Here is a 15,623-nt window from a genome sequence, read left to right as displayed (position 1 = left end):
AATCGTAACCTGGCTGTGTAACAGGCATTCAGTGGTCCTGCGCCTGAAACGTAGCTCATCATGACTAGTGGGCGTGATGGTTTTATGAAGGTTGCGTGAACCCAACACTGACTTACATTTTTTAATGTTTTATGGGGTGTTGAACAGCTCAAAACTAGTCAGGCATGTCACATAAATTTCATGTTTCCGTAACCTGTCTGACACAGATGTTTTCAAGAATGCATGAGCTAACACAAGCAAATGACTTGTGACATGACAAACACTTAAATGTGTACAAAAACATAATATAACCATCTGTGAGAGGATGAATGATGACATTGAAACCTTGGCTCATGGCGGGGGTGATGGGAGCGACTTTGCTCTCTCAAGCACACGCCGCTGAATTAATCCAAAATGGTGGCTTCGAGGTGCAGGGCGTAGACGCCTATGACATCGTCGACTGGCAAGTGGCTGAAGCTGGCCTCCTTGGTAGCGTACTGGCACAGCAGGGCACCACGACTGAAGTCACCGGAAACACCACCGTTGGCGCTTATCAGGGCACACATTACGGTTTGCTTGATAATAACGGCCTGGCCAGCAACATCTTGTATCAAAATTTTACGACGTCGGCGGTCAGCCAGGCGACCTTGACCTTCCAAATGTTTGTCAACAATCAGTCAGCCAGCAGTGCTGTCGATGCAGGTGGCCTTGATTACACCGTTGACGCAACCGATCATCCAAACCAGCATGTCCGTGTGGATATCTTAAAGGCGGGCAGTGATCCTTTTTCTACCAGCCAGGGCGATGTCCTGCAGAGCCTGTATCTGGGCGGTGCCAATGGCACGCTGGCTGCCAACAACTACCTGAGCTACCAGTTTGACCTGACCTCCATCCTGTCTGGCGGAGGCCAATTCATGTTGCGCTTCGCCAGTGTCGCCAACCAGGGTTCTCTTCAACTGGGCGTAGACAATATTAGCTTGCAAACGGCTTCTGCAGTCCCAGAAGCGGATAACAATGCCTTGATGCTGGTGGGGCTTGGTTTGATTGCCGCCATCATGCGTAGACGCGCACAATAACTTATAACGAATATCTTTGAGGAAACAATCATGCAACTGTTTAACTTAAAACGTACTGCTCTGTTGGCCATGCTGCTGGGTACACAAGTCTCCCTGACACAACCTTTGATGGCTGAGGAAAACGCCCAGTTCTGGCTCAACGATGGCGCAGCCAGCCTGAGCGACAGTAAAAAACTGGTACCGAATGCACGCAAAGCCAAAAACGTGATTTTGTTTGTCGGCGACGGTATGGGGATTTCGACGGTCACTGGCGCGCGTATTTTTGAAGGTCAGCTCAAAGGCAAGGATGGTGAGCGCAACAAACTGTCTTTTGAAGAGTTCCCTTATGTGGCCCTGTCCAAAACTTATTCGACCAACCAGCAGACCTCTGACTCTGCACCGACCATGACCGCCATTATTTCTGGCGTGAAAACCAATGACGGCATCATTTCATTGAACCAGTCTGTTCCGCGCAACGAGGCTAACCCTGCCGTGATCAATGCGAATAAAGTAACCACCCTGCTGGAACAGGCCGAGCAAGCTGGCAAAGCCACTGGTGTGGTGTCGACTGCCCGTATCACGCATGCCACCCCGGCAGCCACCTATGCACATATTTCCAACCGTGACTGGGAAGCCAATGCTAACCTGTCAGCGGCGGCGGCTAGCAATGGCGTCAAGGATATTGCCGCACAACTGATTGATAACTTTGGCAATGGCAAGCTTGGCGATGGCGTTGATGTCGTATTTGGCGGTGGCCGTAGCTACTTTTTGCCTAACAGTATTAAAGATATCGAAGGCGCCAAAGGCCGCCGTACCGATGGCCGTAACCTGACGCAAGAATATGTGAACAAGTTTGGTGGCATCTATATCGAAAATCAATCGGCATTCAATGCCTTGAATCCAGCCACGACCAATAAAGTCTTGGGCTTGTTCAACCCCTCCCACATGGAATACGAGCAAGACCGTCCTAACGATATCGCTGGTGAGCCTTCTTTGGCAGAGATGACTGGCAAGGCCATCGACATTTTGAAGAAAAACCAGAATGGCTTCTTCCTGATGGTGGAAGGTGGCCGGATTGACCATGCTTCTCATGCAGGCAATGCTTACCGTACCTTTAAAGATGCGGTGGCGCTGTCAGATGCGGTGCGTGAAGCGGCTTCCAAAGTGAATCTGAACGACACCTTGATTATTGTCACAGCTGACCATAGCCACACCCTGACCATAGGCGGCTATCCAAAACGTGGTAACCCGATTTTGGGTAAAGTGGTTGAGCCAGGTAAAACCACGCCAACCCTGGCGGCTGATGGCAAGCCTTACACCACCGTGAGCTTTGCCAACGGCCCAGGCTATCACACTAACTCACCAGGTGATGCGGTTTACAATGAGGCGATTGCTGCAGGCCGCGTGGTCGACATGTCAGGCGTGGATACTGAGGACCCAGATTTCCACCAGGAGGCACTGGTGCCACTGAGCTCTGAAACGCATGCTGGTGAAGAAGTTGCGATTTATGCTGTTGGCCCTAAAGCCTATCTGGTCCATGGGGTACAAGAGCAAAGCTACATTTATCAAGTCATGAAAGATGCGTTCGGTTTTTAATCGACTGTCTTTAGAATAGACCTGAATATCAATTGTTTTAACAGTGGGGCAGCGCAAGCTGCCCTCTGCCTTTAGTAAGAAATGGAATTATCATGAGATTGAAACAAACCGCTGGCCGTTTTGCGCTGGTGATGGCGATGGCAAGCGCTGGCGCGCAGGCTGAAGAAATCGTCACTGCACGCTATGACACCGTGCAGTGCGCCTTGCCATGCCAGGCCGATGCCGCCAAGCACTTACAATGGTGGCTGATGCGTGACCAGGATGAGGTGGAAATTCGTCAGTTGTATCAAAATGGCGAGCCAGCACACCACAGCAGCTTGTGGCAGAAAAAACCGGGTGGGCAATTCAGCTATATTTACCTGATGCATGACGAGCAGCGCACCATTGATTACAGCGATGTGGATTTAAAACTACTGGCGATCAAAATGGATGATGCCGCATGGCAACTGAAGACGCAATTGGTCACCGATAGCGAGTTGGCCAGCCTGCAAAAAGTAGCAGAAGAAGCCAGCGAACAGTATGGCTATGCTATTGAGAAGTATCGTGGCACCTTGGGCAATGGTATTCGTAGTCAGGTCTGGTGGATTCCGGCCTTAAAATTGCCCTATAAGGTCGAATATACCTATCCACAACACACGGTCAGCATACAGTTGCAGGCGCTGCAACCGGCAGCCAAGTCTGGTCAGCCTGTCGAAGTCGCGCCTAAAACCTCTTTGACTGCGTTGAGTCAGTACCAGCATGTGGATTATGCCGATTTGGGCGATATGGAACACAACCCTTCCGAAATGCAATGGCTGGCCAAAGCGCACGATGCGCCTGGCTTGCAGTCGCATCATCATTAGTCGCATCGGCCTGATCGCTGGCGATGTCTGGACTGCATGCCCAGGCATCGCAAAGAATACGTGTTGATTGCTCTGATCGCATGGCGCATGCGATGGGCCTGCCACCCGGCGGCCGAATTTGCAGCCGGGCAGTGTGACCCTCCCAGTCATCGGCTATAATGCCTGCATGACGTTTCAAATTATTCAGCTTCTTTTATTGGTGGTGATTATTGCCATGCTGGTGTGGCAATCTCGCAGGCAACAACAGGCTGCGCAGCAGGCGCTGGCACAGTTACTGGCGCAGCAGCTTGAAGAAAAGCACCGCATGATGATGCAGGAGATGCACCAGTCACTCAATCATCTGGCTGATCGCTTGCAAAGCCTTAATACCGACCAGCAAGACCGTTTGCGGGCGCAATTGTCGCAAGAGCTGACCGCGACGCGTGAAGCGATGCAGGCGTTACAGGTTGCCCAGCGCGACCACTTGAGCCAGAGCACTGAACAACTCAGCCTGAGCTTGCGTAATGGCTTGTCGGAGCAGGGCATTGCCCAGCAAAACTTGCTTAAAACCGCCTTGCAAACAACGACTCAAAGCCTGACGCAAAGCATTGAAGCACTGACCAAAGTTGTCGATGGCCGCCTGGAGGAGATGAGTGGCAAGGTGTCTATTCGCCTGGAAGAAGGCTTCAAGAAAACCAACGAGACCTTTGTGAGTGTGATGGAGCGACTTGCCACCATTGATGAGGCCCAAAAGAAAATTGATGGTCTCAGTGTGAATGTGGTCAGTTTGCAGGAACTGTTGGGGGATAAGCGTAGCCGCGGTGCTTATGGGGAAGTGCAACTGGAAGGGCTGATCCGCAATGTGTTGCCCAATAGCAGTTTTGCCATGCAACATACGCTGAGTAACGGCGCACGCGTGGACTGTGCTTTATTTTTGCCCGAGCCAACTGGCACAGTGGCCGTTGACAGTAAGTTTCCGCTGGAAAACTACCATCGCATGATAGATAGCAGCCAGGGCGATCTGGTGCAGGCGCAAGCCGCCAAGCTATTCAAGGCCGACATCAGAAAACACATTGATGATATCAGCAGCAAATATATCATCGCCAACGAGACCTCCGATGGCGCGGTCATGTTTATCCCGGCTGAAGCGGTGTTTGCCGAGATTCATGCCTATCATAGGGATGTGGTCGATTACGCGATGCAGAAACGCGTGTGGCTGGTGTCGCCGACCACCCTGATGGCGGTGCTCAATACGGCACGCGCAGTGCTCAAAGATGTGGAAATGCGCAAACAGGTGCATATCATCAAAGACGAGCTGGGCAAATTAAGTAAAGATTTTGACCGCTTTGATACCCGCATGAAAAAACTGGCTGATAATATCCGGCAGGCGCATGAAAATGCGCAAGACGTGCATATCAGCAGTCAGAAGATTTCCAGACGCTTCGCCCAGATTGAAAAAGTCGAGCTGGCAGAGGCTGGTCTGGAAACGCTGGAGTTGCTGGATGAATTAGACGAGGTTGGAAAGAGCACCCCTACATGAAGATCACCATTTTATATTTTGCACGCATCAAAGAGGTGGTGAATTACTCCTCTGAAGACGTTGAGCTGCCGGATGAGATAGAAACCATCGTCGCACTCAAGTCCTGGTTGTCTGGCCGCGGCGAGACCTGGCAAAAACTGTTTAACGGCAGCGGGGTAGTGCGAGCGGCCATCAATCATGAACTGGTCGACGATATGGCAACCTTTGAAGAAGGCGATGAGGTGGCGTTTTTTCCACCTGTGACCGGAGGCTGATTTGAGCAAGCCACCATTTCTGGATATTTCTGTTCAGTCTGAGGATTTTGACCTGGCCAGCGAGTTGCAGCGCTTGCGCCTAGCCTCGCCAGAAGCCGGTGCGCTGGTGAATTTTGTCGGCTGGGTAAGAGAGCACGCCAGTGAAGGTCAGCTAAGCCAGATGTTAATCGAACATTATCCTGGCATGACAGAAAAGGCCTTGCAGGGTATTGCGCAACAGGCGGCCAGTCGCTGGCCATTGCTTGGGGTGCGTATCATCCACCGTGTTGGCCTATTGGCTGCTCAGGCGCAGATTGTGCTGGTGGCCGCTACCAGCTTGCACCGCCAGGCAGCCTTTGAAGCCTGTGCCTTTATGATGGACTATTTAAAAACCGATGCGCCGTTCTGGAAAAAAGAAATCGGCGCGTTTGGCGAGCACTGGGTAGAAGCCCGTGCCTCTGATGAACAAGCAAAACAACAATGGAAACAGCCCTAAATGATGCAAGTCCTCAGTCCTGAAGAAATGACCGTTTCCTACAAACTGTCACCCATGTCATTTGAGTCCACCGCCGACCTGCTGGATGCGAGTGAGCTTAGCCTGACCGACTACGGCTGGAAACTACAGCCAGAAGCACAGAAAACACTGATGATGGGCCTGTCGCTGCAACAGGATGGCTGTAATGTGCTGGTGCTGGGCACGCCTGGTTCTGGTCGAGCCGGACTCACGCTGGCGGCGATGAAAGCCTCTGCCATGACCGGGATTGATACCACGCTGACCGACCTGGTGGCGCTGTATGATTTTAGCCAGCAATCCTGCGCCAACTACATCAAGCTGCCGGCCGGGCTGGGCGCCCAGTTGCGGACTGTGATGGAGTCGTTTATCAAGTCGCTGGTGGCAGAGATGCAGCAATGGGTGGATGCCAATGGCCAGGTCAATTTTTCGCAGGCCGAAACCTGGCTTGAGGAGCGCGTGGATGGTTTGCGCTCGCAATTAAGCAGCGCCAAGTTATCGCCATTTTTTAATCTGATTAAACCCGAGGTGCTGGGGTATTTGCAAGCCTGGCAGCAAGTCGGCAGTGAGGGCGACAGCGGCACTGACGGCTTGGTCAATGACGGCTTCTTATCGCGTTTTCGGGTAAATCTGCTGGTCGATCAGCGCGCTAACCTCACCTCCGGCATCAAGCAGCCTGTGGTTGAGGACAAAGACCCCGGCTTTGCCGCCTTGTTTGGCATGCTGGAAACCGCGGCAGGAGAGTCGGCGCAATGGCCGGAGTTTTTACGCTTGCGCGCCGGCAGTGTGCACCAGGCCGATGGAGGCATGTTGCTGCTGCATTTACGTGATCTGATGCAAGACGAAGGCAACGGCAGCGCCTTGCTCGAAAAGCTTTACCGTCTCATGCGTAACCGCGAGGTGCAGATTGAAGACTGGGCAAACCATGCGCAGCAAGGGGCTGGTGGCAATCGTCATGGCGCCTTGCCGGTCCATGTCAAAATTGTCATGATTGCCAGCCGCGAAGATTATTACGACTGTCTTGAAGCACAGCCCGATTTCTTTGACTTCTTTCCGGTAAAAGTCGAATTTGAGGACCGCGTTGCCGCCACACTAGACAATTATGCCTGGGTGGCCGGCTATATTGCGCGTAAATGCCAGCAACAGGTGATGCCGCATTTTACGAGCGCGGCGGTGAATGTGCTGTTGCAGTTCATGCACAGGCTGGAAGAGGACCAAGGCCGTATCAGTACGCGCTTTGTGCATCTGGATCAGCTCATGCATGAGAGTGCTGCGGTGGCTGCTGAAGCACGTCTGGTGACCGATGCGCATGTCAAGCAGGCCCTGTCTGCGCGCTTGTTGCGTCAGCAGTTTTTTGAAACACAGATTCGTGACTCGATTATTGATAATGAGTTATTGATACAGGTGCATGGCAGTGTGGTCGGGCAGGTCAATGGCCTCACGCATATCGAGTTGGGCGATGCCAGTTTCGGTTCGCCTATCCGGATTACCGCCCGTTGTTATCCAGGCCGCAGTGGCGTGATCAATATTGACCGCGAAGTGAATATGAGTGGCCCCACGCACGACAAAGGCATTTATATTCTGCAAAACTGGCTCAGTGCGAGCTTTTGGGCGCTGGCGCCGTTAAGCCTGAACGCTTCGCTGGTGTTTGAGCAAGAGTATAATGGCGTAGAAGGCGACTCTGCCTCCTGTGCCGAATTGTTTGCGCTGTTATCTGCGCTGACCGGCTTGCCGATCAAGCAAGGCATGGCTGTCACCGGCGCTCTCAACCAGTTTGGCGAAGTGATGCCGATTGGTGGCGTCAATGAAAAAATCGAGGGCTATTTCCGCGTCTGCCAGGCATTGGGCTTAAACGGCGAGCAGGGCGTCATTATCCCCAAACGTAACCAGCGTCACCTGCTGCTGGATGAGACCGTCGTCACGGCCGTGAATAATGGCATGTTCAAAATTATTGCGATTGACCATGTGCTGGAAGGCATTGCGCATTTGACCGACTGCGAAGCAGGCGTGCAAGAGGCGGACGGGACCTATCAGGGCGAATCGCTCATGGCACGTGCGCAAGCTGCACTCGCCAGCTACCGGCAAACACTGGAACGTAATCAGGCGCGTATGGCCTATATCCAGCAACAACAAGACCATCAACATTTCTGATTTATGCCACGCACGCATCACCGCAAGCAAGAAGCGCCGCCAGAAAAAGACGACGGTTGCCGTCTAGACAAATGGCTATGGGCCGCCCGTTTTTTTAAAACACGCAGTCTGGCGGCCGACGCCGTCGACGCCGGCAAGGTGCGCATTGATGGCGACCGCGCCAAAAATGCACGCGAAATGAAGCCCGGCATGCGCGTGAGTATTAAAAACAAGGATATGCAGATAGAAGTGGAAGTGCTGGCGCTCAGCAATGTACGACGCGGCGCGCCCGAAGCCGCCTTGCTATACCGCGAGACTGAAGAAAGCCAACGAATACGCCAGCAGATGAAAGAGAGCGGGGCGGAGCATTTTGCCGAGCGCGACCGTGGCATGGGGCGTCCGACCAAGCGTCAAATGCGCGAGATTCAGCGCTTTACTGGACGCGGTTAGGCTAGCTTGGCCTGCGAGCACCATTACTCAGCCCGGTTTTGGCTACCGCCTGTGCCCGGCAAGAAACATCCAGTTTCTGGAAAATGCGTTTGAGATGGTTTTTGACCGTATTGGCACTGATATTCAGAATCATGCCTATCTCCAGATTGGTTTTGCCACTGCGCACCCAATGCAGAATCTCCTGCTCGCGGTCTGATAACCCGCCTTGCGCCATGCTGTCCAGCAGGTCCTCGTCTTTAATCACCGGTTTCAGGTGTCCAATACGGCGGATCGCCGCATCCAGGTGCGGCATGATCATGCCCAGCATCTGGTCTGGCACATGAAACTCTTTGGTGCGGTCAAAAAACACATAAATACAGTCTGACTTGCCACGGGTATCGCGTACGCCGTATACCATGAGCGAATGCATTTTTATCAACTGCTGCGTGAACGGGTTGGGTGACTGTGCATGAATGCCCGTGGCATCAAAACGGTTAATCACAAACCATTTTTCATCGTTTTCTACCCAGCGTTTGTACAGGTTGCACATCAGGTAGTTCACAATGGCAGAGTCTTCCAGCAAGCGTTGGGTGGACATTTCCGGGAGGGCAGAAGAGACATCAAAATGCAGTTCACCGGTGCTGAAGTCGCCCCACGCTGCCAATAGTGCATCATGTCGCATCAGCGGATGAATATCTTGTTTCAGCCATTGAAAGAATTCAATATGCCGTTTAATCGCATATGATTTCTGTATGGCTTGCAAAATGCCTTCCCAGTGGGTTTGTTTTTTTTGTACCAGCATGCAATGACCTCAAACGGTAATGAGCAGGGCAGCATTGCCCGATGTTTCATGGTTTAAGGGTTTTACGGCATAGGCTGGCAATTCTTTAACCATGCATGGGGGAATCCTTGCAAAGTGCGCACTTGATATGGCGCAAGGGTTGAACGATTTGGCCACATCGCTTTCCTACTACTTGGGGCCTTAAGGTAAAATAAGGCTGGTGTGATGAGATGGCTTTAAGGTCCAGACATTCATGGGTATTCTGAAAAAACTTCCTGGTGGCGTGCGTTACCCTAGCTATAAAGAATGGCAGCTGCTCAAGAAACTGCCTAAATGGTGGCTATTGGGGAGCGTGGTGTTTGCTGCCCCCATTGCTTATGACTGGTGGCAGTCAGGTGATTTGCTGGCTCATGACCTGGAACGCAACTCGATGTTTTTGGGCTTGCTGTTTACCTTCTGGTTCTTTATCGGTGCCGCCATGATAGGCCTGATCGTGATCATTATCATGAAAGGGCCTGGCTACGTCGCTGACCCTTATTACCTGCCAAAAGAAGACAAATCTCTAGAGAATCCGCCTAAAACATAATCGGTTCTTGATCAATCCTTCAAAAAGGGTTTATAATCGCGTGCTTTGCAACCTTGCCACACTTTGATCAGGCATTCTTAAGTTTGATCCGAAGGTGGCTTTAACCATAAGGAAATCTCATGCGACACTATGAAATCGTGTTTATTGTTCACCCTGACCAGAGTGAACAAGTGCCTGCGATGATTGAGCGTTACCGCGCACAAATCACAGGTAATGGCGGCAACATCCACCGTCTGGAAGACTGGGGCCGTCGTCAACTTGCCTATCCAATCCAAAAAGTACACAAAGCACACTACGTGTTGATGAACATTGAGTGCAGCCAAGAAGTGCTGGAAGAGTTGGAGCATGGCTTCAAATTTAATGATGCTGTATTACGTCACCTGACTATCGCGACGAAAACAGCGGTCACAGCACCAAGCCCAATGATGAAAGAGGAAAAATCCAAAACCATCGTGGGTGACGCACCTGCTGCGACCACAGAGGCGGCTGCTTAAGTGTTGTGAATACGCTGGTGATTGCAGCGACGGTTCAAGCAGTTGAAACGTTGCGATACACACCGGCAGGCTTGCCCTTGTTGCGATTGCAATTGCAACATGACTCAGAGCAGCTAGAGGCTGGGATGAATCGGAAGGTGCAGTGTCAGTTACCCGCGGTGATTATTGGTGAAAAAGCCAATCTGCCATTGCAAAGCGGCGATCAGATCAAAGTGAAGGGTTTTCTGGCACAGCGCAGTGCAAAAAGCACACAAGTGGTACTGCACATACAAGAGTTACAGCGAATACAGTATTAAAGAATTTAAGGAGTTTCACATGGCAAGAGATATGTACAAACGTCGCCGTTACTGCCGTTTTAGCGCAGAAGGCATCAAAGAAGTTGACTACAAAGACGTAGATCTGTTGAAAGATTTCGTTTCTGAAAACTTCAAAATCATCCCAGCCCGTATGACTGGTACCAAGGCTAAATACCAACGTCAATTGACAACCGCGGTAAAACGCGCACGTTTCCTGGCGCTGATGCCTTACACAGACAAACACCCAGGTTAATTGGCGGCTTAGGAGAACAACATGCAAGTAATCTTATTGGAAAAAGTAGCAAACCTGGGTTCCCTGGGTGACGTGGTTAAAGTGAAAGACGGTTACGGCCGCAACTTCCTGATCCCACAAGGTAAAGCAAAACGCGCGACCGAAGCGAACAAGGCAGTGTTTGCTGCTCAGCGTGCCGAGTTGGAAAAACAACAGGCAGACCTGTTGGCCGCAGCGCAAGCGCGTGGCGAAAAACTGGCTGGTTTTGTACTGACAGTCGCTCAAAAAGCGGGTGTGGATGGCCGTCTGTTCGGTTCCGTGACTAACATGGACATCGCTGAAGGCTTGCAATCACAAGGCCACGAAGTGAAAAAAGCTGAAGTGCGCCTGCCTAACGGCCCACTGAAGACCATTGGTGATTTCGCTGTGAGCGTGGCATTGCACCACGACGTAGTGGTTGATATCACTGTGACTGTGACGCCAGAAGCCTAATCAGGCATCTGCATGCATGACAGGAAAAGGCTACTTCGGTAGCCTTTTTGCTTTTTTGCCACAAAGCGTTATTTGATAACGTACCAATAAAGTACATGAGGTTTTTCTCTGTCTCCTCTGCGATCTCTGTGGCTAAAGTATTTTTAATCTTTCATCTGTTCTGAAACCCAAAAATGCCAGTCAGCTTTTCGGTATAATCGCCAGATGGCTGATGAACAACTCGAATTCTTAAAACTCCCTCCACATTCCATTGAAGCTGAGCAGTCCGTGCTGGGCGGCCTGTTGCTGGATAACGAAGCGCTGGACAAGATTGCCGATATTCTGGCCCCGCAGGATTTCTACCAGCATGACCATAAATTGATTTATGAACATATCGCACGGCTGATTGAGCGCAACCAGCCAGCCGATATTGTGACGGTTGCTGAATCGCTTGAAAACAGTGGTGAGTTGACCACGGTTGGCGGTGTGGCTTATCTGGGTGCGCTGGCGCAAAATACGCCCACTGCTGCCAATATCCGCCGCTATGCCGAAATTGTGCATGAGCGCTTTGTCATGCGCCAACTGGTCGCAGTGGGCACTGATATTGCCGAAAGTGCTTACCAACCAAATGGTCGCGATGCACAGCAGTTACTGGATGAAGCCGAAGCCAAGATTTTCCAGATTGCCGAAGGTGGTAACCGCAAGAGCCAGGGCTTTTTGGGCATGCAAGTGCTTTTACCACAAGTGGCTGACCGCATTGACTACTTGTACTCACGCGAAAATCATTCTGATGTGACGGGGATCCCCACCGGCTTTACCGATCTTGACTCCATGACCTCCGGCCTGCAAGGCGGTGACATGGTGATTATTGCCGGTCGTCCGTCCATGGGTAAAACCGCGTTTGCAATTAATATTGCTGAGAATGTGGCACTTGAGACCAATAAAGCGGTCGCTATTTTCTCGATGGAGATGGGGGCGACGCAGTTGACCACGCGTATGATCGGCTCAATTGGCCGCCTCGACCAGCACAAGATGCGTAACGGTAACCTTGAAGATGAGGACTGGGAAAAGCTCACCACAGCGCTGGGCAAATTGAACGAGGCGCCGATTTATATTGATGAAGGGGCCGGTTTAAGCAGTTTTGACGTGCGGGCGCGTGCCCGTCGCTTGCATCGGCAAACAGGCGAACTAGGTCTGATTGTGATCGACTATTTGCAGTTGATGAGCTCACCAGCCGGCCGTCAGGGCGAAAACCGTGCAACCGAGATTTCAGAAATTTCACGTTCGCTGAAGGCATTGGCCAAAGAACTCAATGTGCCGCTGATTGCGATTTCGCAGCTTAACCGTAGCGTGGACCAACGGCCAGATAAGCGCCCGGTGATGAGTGACTTGCGCGAATCCGGCGCGATTGAACAGGATGCTGACTTGATCATGTTCGTATATCGCGATGAGTATTACAACCCGGACAGTGCCGAAAAAGGCACGGCCGAGATTATTATTGCCAAACAGCGTAACGGCCCGATTGGCCGGGTGCGCCTGACCTTTATGGGTGCGCATACGCGCTTTGCCGACTATGCCAATGCGGCCTACATGCCGGACGAGTATTAATGCGTCCGATTGTTGCTCATCTGTCTTTGGCTGCGCTTAGACACAATCTGGCGCAGGTCAAACGTTACGCACCAGCTGCGAAGATCATCTCCGTTGTCAAAGCCAATGCTTATGGCCATGGTTTGCTCAATGCGGCACAAGGGCTCAGTGAAACAGATGCTTTCGCTGTGCTCAATCCTAGTGAAGCCATCGCGTTGCGTGAAGCGGGTTATACGCAGCCAATATTATTACTTGAAGGGGTGTTTGCGCCCGAGCAATTGCTTGAGGTCGACAGATACCGGCTGGATATTGTCGTGCACCAGGTGCAGCAGATTGCCTGGTTGCAGCAGGCCGCGTTGAGTGCCCCCATTCGAGTGTTTCTCAAGCTGGATAGCGGCATGCACAGGCTTGGCTTGTCGCCAGTAGAGTATCCGCAGGCGTTAGCTGCTCTTGCTGCATGCGCCAATGTGCGCGAGATCGTCATGATGACGCATTTTGCCAATGCGGATCTCGCGGATGGCGTTGAGCAGGCCATGCACACCGTGGAGGCGGTCATGGCCAATCAGCCTTATGCGCGCTCCCTGGCGAATTCGGCCGCCGTGATTCAACAGCCGCAAACCCATGCCGATTGGGTGCGGCCTGGGATCATGTTGTATGGTGCCTCGCCGATTGCCGACCAGCATGCTTCCATGCTGGGCCTGAAACCTGTCATGACCTTGCAGTCCGCTATTATTGCCTTGCAGTCAATTCAGGCCGGAGAAAGTGTCGGATATGGCAGCTTGTTTACCGCAGATCGGCCTACCAAGGTCGGTATTGTCGCTTGTGGTTACGCCGACGGCTATCCCCGGCATGCGCCAACAGGGACGCCGATTGCCGTTAATGGTCAATTGACCCGTACGCTGGGGCGCGTGTCTATGGATATGCTGGCGGTAGATGTCACCGATATCCCTGACGCAACCGTTGGCAGTATTGTGGAATTATGGGGTGAGCAAGTCCCTGTAGATGAGGTTGCACAAGCAGCGGGGACCATAGGCTACGAATTATTGTGTGCGGTCACCGCCAGGGTCCCATTTAAGCACTATGGCTAAAGCAAAAACGCAATACAGCTGTACCGAATGCGGGGCGGTCGAACCTAAATGGCAAGGCCAGTGCCCGAGCTGCCATGCCTGGAACACGCTGGTAGAGACGGTGCCGGAAGCGGCAACGACAAGCCGGTTTGCCAGTCTGGCGCCAACGGCCCAATTACAAAAACTGGCTGATGTTGAAGCGCAGGATGTGTCCCGTCAGGCGACCGGCATTACCGAGTTTGATCGGGTGCTGGGTGGCGGGCTGGTGGCGGGCGGTGTGGTCCTCATCGGTGGCGATCCTGGCATTGGTAAATCGACCTTGTTGCTGCAAACCGTGTGCAAGGTTTCGCAATCGCTCAAAGCGTTTTATATCAGCGGTGAGGAGTCTGCGCAGCAAATTGCCATGCGGGCACATCGCCTGGGGCTGGATGCGAGCCAGGTCGATGTGCTGGCGGAAATCAATCTCGAAAAAATCAGCCAGGTATTGCAGCAGCATCAGCCGGACGTGGTGGTGATAGACTCGATTCAGACCGTGTATTCCGAGGCTTTGCAGTCTGCACCAGGCTCGGTGGCGCAAGTGCGTGAATGTTCTGCGCAACTCACTCGGGTGGCCAAGCAGCTTGGGATCAGCATGATTCTGGTCGGCCATGTGACCAAAGAAGGCTCGCTGGCGGGCCCGCGAGTGCTGGAGCACATTGTCGACAGCGTGCTGTACTTTGAGGGCGACCAGAATTCGAGTTTCAGGCTGATTCGCGCGTTTAAAAACCGGTTTGGTGCGGTCAATGAACTCGGTGTGTTTGCCATGACCGAAAAGGGGCTGCGCGAAGTCAGCAATCCTTCCGCCTTGTTTTTATCGCACCATGAATCGCCGGTGCCTGGCTCTTGTATCACGGTCACGCAAGAAGGTACACGGCCTTTGCTGGTCGAAATCCAGGCGTTGGTGGATACGGCACATGCGCCCAATCCCAAGCGCTTGTGTGTGGGTCTGGAGCAGAACCGGCTGGCTATGTTGCTGGCAGTGTTGCATCGACATGCAGGCGTGGCCTGTTATGACCAGGATGTGTTTATCAATGCCGTCGGTGGTGTCAAAATCAGTGAACCTGCGGTGGATCTGGCAGTGTTACTGGCGATTGTTTCATCGTTGAAAAACAAACCGTTGCCAAACAAGCTGATTGTCTTTGGTGAAGTGGGCTTGGCTGGCGAAGTGCGGCCCGTGCAGCGGGGCCAGGAACGTCTTAAGGAAGCTGCCAAACTGGGCTTTACCCATGCCATTATCCCCAAAGCAAATGCGCCCAAAGGCGGCATTGCCGGTATGCAGGTTGAGGCCGTGGATAGGCTGGAACAGGCCATAGACGTCATGCGTGCATAAAAAAATGGCAACGATAGATGGGAGTCCTATCGTTGCCTAAGGATGAGGTTGCCCAGAAGAGGGTAGGCAACCACAGGGAAGTCGGTTCACTCAAGCGGCTTGATGGCCGTGTCAAAAAAACTCGTTTTGATTCGGGTTATCTGTCTTTAATTTTTCTATATTTCTGGCTGTTCTTTGTTTTACAGACGGGTCACGCGCGAGTGGATCCTGGGTGAGTTGGTGTTGGCTAAGTTTCTCCTGGCAATCGCGCAAAGCCTGCTCGTTATCAGCCAAACGGATGCACTCTGCATGTTCGCCCAGTTGTTTGAGGATGCGTACTTTTTCCCCTGTCAGGTTTGCGTAATCTTCTGTCGGTAATATATCTGAAGCGAAGATTGACATGTGGACGAATAAGCCGGTGGCCATGACGGTCGCATATTTCATGCTTAACTCCTTTCAATCAATGA

At 52.2% G+C, this 15,623-nt stretch carries 18 protein-coding genes; 16 read left to right on the top strand and 2 right to left on the bottom strand.

The window, feature by feature from the left end; translation table 11 throughout:
• Nucleotides 1-308: 308 nt before the first annotated feature.
• From AACH41_RS08990 to AACH41_RS08955, 8 genes are all read left to right on the top strand, one after another.
• Entirely contained in the window at nt 309-1,055 is a 747-nt protein-coding gene (locus AACH41_RS08990) for a hypothetical protein (protein WP_338654605.1), read from the top strand.
• 30 nt (nt 1,056-1,085) lie between these two features.
• Complete coding sequence (locus AACH41_RS08985; RefSeq protein ID WP_338654603.1) at nt 1,086-2,630, top strand: alkaline phosphatase; 1,545 nt, start codon at nt 1,086-1,088, stop codon at nt 2,628-2,630.
• A gap of 92 nt (nt 2,631-2,722) precedes the next feature.
• On the top strand, nt 2,723-3,472 hold the full coding sequence (locus AACH41_RS08980) for a hypothetical protein (RefSeq protein WP_338654602.1): 750 nt from the start codon (nt 2,723-2,725) through the stop codon (nt 3,470-3,472).
• Nucleotides 3,473-3,638: 166 nt separating this feature from the next.
• A complete protein-coding gene (gene rmuC / locus AACH41_RS08975; protein WP_194748054.1) occupies nt 3,639-4,991 on the top strand; it encodes a DNA recombination protein RmuC in 1,353 nt (450 codons plus the stop codon).
• Nucleotides 4,988-5,245, top strand: coding sequence for a molybdopterin converting factor subunit 1 (gene moaD / locus AACH41_RS08970; RefSeq protein ID WP_194748052.1), 258 nt, complete (start codon nt 4,988-4,990; stop codon nt 5,243-5,245). Before rmuC ends, moaD begins: the two co-directional genes overlap by 4 nt.
• A gap of 1 nt (nt 5,246) precedes the next feature.
• The gene (locus tag AACH41_RS08965) at nt 5,247-5,720 is read left to right on the top strand and encodes a molybdenum cofactor biosynthesis protein MoaE (RefSeq protein WP_228518750.1); all 474 of its coding nucleotides are present in this window, start codon (nt 5,247-5,249) and stop codon (nt 5,718-5,720) included.
• Nucleotides 5,721-7,886, top strand: coding sequence for an AAA family ATPase (locus AACH41_RS08960; protein WP_338654598.1), 2,166 nt, complete (start codon nt 5,721-5,723; stop codon nt 7,884-7,886).
• Between the two features lie 3 nt (nt 7,887-7,889).
• On the top strand, nt 7,890-8,315 hold the full coding sequence (locus tag AACH41_RS08955) for an RNA-binding S4 domain-containing protein (RefSeq protein ID WP_338654596.1): 426 nt from the start codon (nt 7,890-7,892) through the stop codon (nt 8,313-8,315).
• A 1-nt stretch (nt 8,316) separates the two neighbouring features.
• Here the strand turns inward: AACH41_RS08955 and epsA are convergent, their stop codons facing one another.
• On the bottom strand, nt 8,317-9,096 hold the full coding sequence (gene epsA / locus AACH41_RS08950; RefSeq protein ID WP_338654593.1) for an XrtB/PEP-CTERM-associated transcriptional regulator EpsA: 780 nt from the start codon (nt 9,094-9,096) through the stop codon (nt 8,317-8,319).
• Nucleotides 9,097-9,328: 232 nt separating this feature from the next.
• Here epsA and AACH41_RS08945 point away from each other — a divergent pair, with 232 nt between their 5' ends.
• From AACH41_RS08945 to radA, 8 genes are all read left to right on the top strand, one after another.
• Nucleotides 9,329-9,661 (top strand): hypothetical protein, encoded by a 333-nt coding sequence (locus AACH41_RS08945; protein ID WP_275355669.1) that lies wholly within the window; start codon nt 9,329-9,331, stop codon nt 9,659-9,661.
• Nucleotides 9,662-9,780: 119 nt separating this feature from the next.
• Nucleotides 9,781-10,155 carry a 30S ribosomal protein S6 gene (gene rpsF / locus AACH41_RS08940; protein ID WP_338654590.1) on the top strand — a complete coding sequence of 125 codons (375 nt, stop codon included), beginning with the start codon at nt 9,781-9,783 and terminating at the stop codon, nt 10,153-10,155.
• A 5-nt stretch (nt 10,156-10,160) separates the two neighbouring features.
• Complete coding sequence (gene priB, locus AACH41_RS08935) at nt 10,161-10,451, top strand: primosomal replication protein N (protein WP_338654587.1); 291 nt, start codon at nt 10,161-10,163, stop codon at nt 10,449-10,451.
• Nucleotides 10,452-10,470: 19 nt separating this feature from the next.
• Entirely contained in the window at nt 10,471-10,704 is a 234-nt protein-coding gene (gene rpsR / locus AACH41_RS08930; protein WP_024929836.1) for a 30S ribosomal protein S18, read from the top strand.
• 21 nt (nt 10,705-10,725) lie between these two features.
• On the top strand, nt 10,726-11,175 hold the full coding sequence (gene rplI, locus AACH41_RS08925; protein WP_338654572.1) for a 50S ribosomal protein L9: 450 nt from the start codon (nt 10,726-10,728) through the stop codon (nt 11,173-11,175).
• A gap of 204 nt (nt 11,176-11,379) precedes the next feature.
• The gene (gene dnaB, locus AACH41_RS08920) at nt 11,380-12,762 is read left to right on the top strand and encodes a replicative DNA helicase (protein WP_194748036.1); all 1,383 of its coding nucleotides are present in this window, start codon (nt 11,380-11,382) and stop codon (nt 12,760-12,762) included.
• Nucleotides 12,762-13,829, top strand: a complete 1,068-nt coding sequence (gene alr / locus AACH41_RS08915; RefSeq protein WP_338654569.1) for an alanine racemase — start codon at nt 12,762-12,764, stop codon at nt 13,827-13,829. The genes dnaB and alr overlap by 1 nt, the downstream gene beginning before the upstream one ends.
• A complete protein-coding gene (gene radA, locus AACH41_RS08910; RefSeq protein ID WP_338654566.1) occupies nt 13,822-15,177 on the top strand; it encodes a DNA repair protein RadA in 1,356 nt (451 codons plus the stop codon). Before alr ends, radA begins: the two co-directional genes overlap by 8 nt.
• Before the next feature lie 111 nt (nt 15,178-15,288).
• Here the strand turns inward: radA and AACH41_RS08905 are convergent, their stop codons facing one another.
• Nucleotides 15,289-15,600, bottom strand: coding sequence for a hypothetical protein (locus tag AACH41_RS08905; RefSeq protein ID WP_194748031.1), 312 nt, complete (start codon nt 15,598-15,600; stop codon nt 15,289-15,291).
• Between the last annotated feature and the right edge of the window lie 23 nt (nt 15,601-15,623).

Origin of the sequence: Methylophilus sp. DW102 (genome assembly GCF_037076555.1) — a bacterium.
Classification (GTDB): Bacteria; Pseudomonadota; Gammaproteobacteria; order Burkholderiales; family Methylophilaceae; genus Methylophilus; species Methylophilus glucosoxydans.
The sequence above is the reverse complement of the archived record's forward strand: the minus strand, read 5'-3'. Positions and strand labels throughout refer to the sequence as shown.